The following is a 4,359-nucleotide window of genomic DNA, read 5'->3' as shown; positions in this document are numbered from 1 at the left end:
CCCCAGACCGCAGCTTGATCAACTTAGCGGAAATGGCATTGAGGCGATCCCGGTGGCCGAGCGGGTCTACGACAACCCGGCATGGGTCTCCTTCCTGCTCCGCGACAACACGGGTGCCATCCGCAAGTCGATCAAGCCATTCTTCCCGACCGAATCCACCAGCCAGATGGTCACCCGACTGCGGAGCAACGCCTCCCTCACGACCGAGGGCCAGGCCGCGACCCTGGTCGAGAAGGCCGTATCCGAACGCATATTCGATAATGCGACGACAACGTCGACCGGGGCGCCCGCGCTGCTCCGCGACCTCAACGACTACCTGCGCGGCGGGTTCGCCACCCTCGGGGGCATCTCCCTGGCGCTGATGGCCGGCCTGCTGCTCGTCGCCTTCGCGGTGCGCTGGCGGCTGCTCCCACTCGGCATCGTCGCCGTCGGCCTCATCTGGGCGTTCGGCCTCGCCGGCTACGCGGGCATCCCACTGTCGGTGGTGACCATCTCCGGTCTGCCGGTGCTGCTCGGCGTCGGCATCGACTTCGCCGTCCAGCTCCACAGCCGGGTGGAGGAGGAGGCCCAGCTGGCCCGGGCCGGCCATCCCGTCATCGCGGCCCTGGCCGGGCTGCTGCCCGCGCTGAGCGCCGCCACCGTCGCCGCGGTGCTGTCCTTCCTCGCGCTGGAGTTCAGCGACGTCCCGATGATCCGGGACTTCGGCACGCTGCTCGCCCTGGGCCTGCCGGTGATCGTCATCGCCACGATCCTGCTTCTCACCGCCTCGTTGGGCCTGCGGGAACGTCGCCGGCCGACCCCCCGAAGGACTACACCCACGGCCCGCTGGGTCGGATGGTGATCACCCTGGGATCCCTGCCACGGATCACCGCGGTCCCGCTCGCCGTCGTGTCCGTCGCGGTCTTCGCCGTCGGGATCGTCACCGACGGCACGCTGAAGATCCAGACCGATCCGGAGAAATGGGTCGACCAGCAGAGTCAGGTCATCAAGAACATCAACACGCTGCGCGCGAGCACCGGATCCGCCAGTGAGCTGGGCATTTACGTCCAGTCGCCGAACGTCTTCGACGACGCCACCGTCTCCTTCCTCGCCGAGTTCGCGAACACCCGGCTCGCGAAGGACCCGGCCGACCTGCTGACCGCGTCGAGCCTCGTCACGACCATCAGCTTCATGATGGAGGTGCCGAACACGACGGTTGTCCTGCCGACGGGTCAGGACATCCGGCTCGGCTACGCCGCGGCGCCGCCTGACATCCAGCGCGCCACGGTGAACCTGGCCCACAACGCGCTCAACCTCGTCTTCCGCACCGGATCGGGCTCGTTGGAACGGCGGGCCGCGATCGTCGACGACATCCGGGACACGGTCCATCCGCCGCAAGGGGTACGCGCCACCCCGTCGGGCCTCGCCGTGGTCGGCACCGGGCTGCTGGAGAACTTCACGAAGAACCGGACCCAGCTGACCTACTTCGCGCTGGTCGGCGTCCTGCTGATGCTGCTGGTCTGGCACCGCAGCATCGTCCGGGCGGTCCTGTCGCTGGTGCCGGTGCTGATCGCGGTCGGGCTCAGCTCCATGATCGCCTGGCTGGCCGGCGTCGACCTCAGCCCGCTCACCGCGGTCGGCGTCCCGCGCGTCATCGCGCTGGGCAGCGAGTTCACCACCCTGCTCGTGCTTCGCCACCTGGCGGAGCGTCGACGCGGCCTGACGCCGAAGGAGGCCGTCGACCAGACCGCGGCCCGCACCGGACGCGCCTTCGTGGTTTCCGCGCTCGCCGCCGTGATCGGGGTCGCCGTCCTGGCCTTCAGCTCCCTGCCGCTGCTGCGCGACTTCGGTCTGCTGGTCGCCCTCAACGTCGCCGTCGCCCTGCTGTCCGCGCTGGTCGTCCTCCCACCCCTGTTGATCTGGGCGGACGAGCGCGGCTGGGTGCACCAGCCACGCCAGGCCGACCCGGGTCCGGCGGTCGGCGACAGGACCGGACCGGGTCTTCGTCAACGCGGCGACATGTGGGACGCTCAAGAAACCCGTTCCAAGGCCGGCGCATCACGGCCACGGCCGATGGCGGGTGGAAACCAGGACGAGACATCCGCCGTATAGGCTCGGCAGCCGCCCGAGCGTCGAAGGAGAGGGCATGAGTTTCGAGTTCAAGGTCGCGGATCTCGCACTGGCCGAGTTCGGCCGCAAGGAGATCCGGCTTGCCGAGCACGAGATGCCCGGCCTCATGGCCACCCGGGCGGAATACGCGGCCAGCCAGCCCCTCAGGGGCGCCCGCATTATGGGCTCCCTGCACATGACAATTCAGACCGCGGTGCTGATCGAGACCTTGGTAGCGCTCGGCGCCGACGTCCGTTGGGTCTCCTGCAACATCTTCTCCACCCAGGACCACGCGGCCGCCGCCGTCGTCGTCGGGCCGAACGGCAGCAAGGACGACCCGCGGGGCGTGCCGGTTTTCGCCTGGAAGGGCGAGACCCTCGAGGAGTACTGGTGGTGCACGGACCAGGCGCTGGCCTGGCCGGGCGGCGGCACCCCGAACATGATCCTCGACGACGGCGGCGACGCGACCCTACTCGTCCACAAGGGCGCCCAGTTCGAGGCGGCCGGCGCGGTCCCCGCGACGGACACCGCGGACGGCGAGGAGTACGCGATCGTCCTGGAGACCCTGCGCCGCACCATCGCGGAGAAGCCGGGCCGGTGGACCGAGACCGCGAAGAACATCAAGGGCGTCACCGAGGAGACCACGACCGGCGTGCACCGTCTCTATGAGATGGCGAAGGCCGGAACGCTGGCATTCCCGGCGATCAACGTCAACGACTCGGTGACGAAGTCGAAGTTCGACAACAAGTACGGCTGCCGCCACTCCGTCATCGACGGTCTCAACCGCGCCACCGACGTGCTCATCGGCGGCAAGGTCGCCGTGGTGTGCGGCTACGGTGACGTCGGCAAGGGCTGCGCGGACGCGCTGCGCGGCCAGGGAGCCCGGGTGATCGTCACCGAGATCGACCCGATCTGCGCCCTGCAGGCCGCGATGGATGGTTTCCAGGTCACCACCCTGGAGGACGTCGTCGCGACGGCGGACATCTTCGTCACCACGACCGGCAACTTCAACATCATCCACGCCGAGCACATGGCGGCGATGAAGCACCAGGCGATCGTGTCGAACATCGGGCACTTCGACAACGAGATCGACATGGCCGGCCTGGCCAGGACCCCCGGCATCGAGAAGATCAACATCAAGCCGCAGGTCGACGAGTGGGTGTTCCCGGACGGCTACTCGATCATCGTGCTGGCCGAGGGCCGGCTGATGAACCTCGGTTGCGCTACCGGGCATCCGAGCTTCGTGATGTCGAACAGCTTCACCAACCAGGTGATCGCGCAGATCGAGCTGTTCACGAAGACCGAAAACTACCCCCTCGGGGTGTACGTGCTACCCAAGCACCTCGACGAGAAGGTCGCCCGGCTGCACCTCGACGCGCTGGGCGTGAAGCTCACCCAGCTGACCAAGCAGCAGGCGGACTACATCGGCGTGCCCGTCCAGGGTCCGTACAAGGCAGACCACTACCGCTACTGATCGTCCAGCCCTCCCGCGCCGATTCCGGTCAATCCGGTTGACCGGAATCGGCGCTTCGCCCGGAATCGGCGCTTCGCCGGCCGGGATCGGTCAGCGTCTCCTGGACGACCAGCAAACCGACGTCCACGATGGGTCACTCAGATCGTCCAGGCTGTACCAGCCGGCCGGCAGGTAGGTTCCCCAGGTCGCCGACGGGACGTCGGCGCTCGCCCGGCCCAGCACCGCGGGCCTGCGCACGCCGAAGGTCGCGTCGCCGCCGGGGCAGCCCAGGTGCCCGAACCTGAAGATCGGCTCGCCGGCCTCCTCACCCCGGCCTGGACCGGTCCGGCACAGCGATGCCGTGGCCGGCGGCCACAACGAGGCGACATGGACGTAGAAACCGGCGTCGAGATACGTCGCGGGTCTGTTCGGCTCTCCGGCCGCCGCCGGCACACCAACCTCCGTCGCCTGCCCGCCCGGGCAGTTCGCCCAGGTCGCTCCACCGGCCTGCGCGGCGCCCGCGTTCACCAGAGCCAGGATGCCGCTCACCACGAGGGTCGCCCCGGCGGTGGTCAGAGTGGCCAGGGTGGTCCGAGTGGTCCGAGTGGTCCGGGTCGCGCCGCCGCGCCGGCCCGCCCGCCGGGAGCCGCGCCGCGCGGGACGACTTCCTCCGGACGCCGCCGCTCCCGGTGCTCCCGGTGCTCCCGGTGCTCCCGGTGCTCCCGGTGCTCCCGGTGCTCCCGGTGCTCCCGGCGCTCCCGGCGCTCCCGGCGCTCCCGGCGCTCCCGGCGCTCCCGGCGCTCCCGGCGCTCCCGGCG

2 protein-coding genes and 2 pseudogenes are annotated in these 4,359 nt (G+C 69.6%); 2 read left to right on the top strand and 2 right to left on the bottom strand.

Features of this window, described 5'->3' with window-relative positions:
• Both AC08OT_RS19435 and ahcY read left to right on the top strand, forming a co-directional pair.
• Nucleotides 1-2,091: pseudogene (locus AC08OT_RS19435) on the top strand (efflux RND transporter permease subunit); the annotation flags it as partial.
• Nucleotides 2,092-2,125: 34 nt separating this feature from the next.
• A complete protein-coding gene (gene ahcY, locus AC08OT_RS19430; RefSeq protein WP_476594469.1) occupies nucleotides 2,126-3,562 on the top strand; it encodes an adenosylhomocysteinase in 1,437 nt (478 codons plus the stop codon).
• A 90-nt stretch (nucleotides 3,563-3,652) separates the two neighbouring features.
• Here ahcY and AC08OT_RS19425 read toward each other — a convergent pair whose 3' ends face one another.
• Both AC08OT_RS19425 and AC08OT_RS19420 read right to left on the bottom strand, forming a co-directional pair.
• Nucleotides 3,653-4,093 carry a hypothetical protein gene (locus AC08OT_RS19425; protein WP_462203835.1) on the bottom strand — a complete coding sequence of 147 codons (441 nt, stop codon included), beginning with the start codon at nucleotides 4,091-4,093 and terminating at the stop codon, nucleotides 3,653-3,655.
• Nucleotides 4,094-4,113: 20 nt separating this feature from the next.
• Nucleotides 4,114-4,359 (bottom strand): annotated as a pseudogene (locus AC08OT_RS19420) (hypothetical protein); the annotation flags it as partial.

The organism is Frankia sp. CgJB1 (assembly GCF_977947065.1).
The sequence above is the reverse complement of the archived record's forward strand: the minus strand, read 5'-3'. Positions and strand labels throughout refer to the sequence as shown.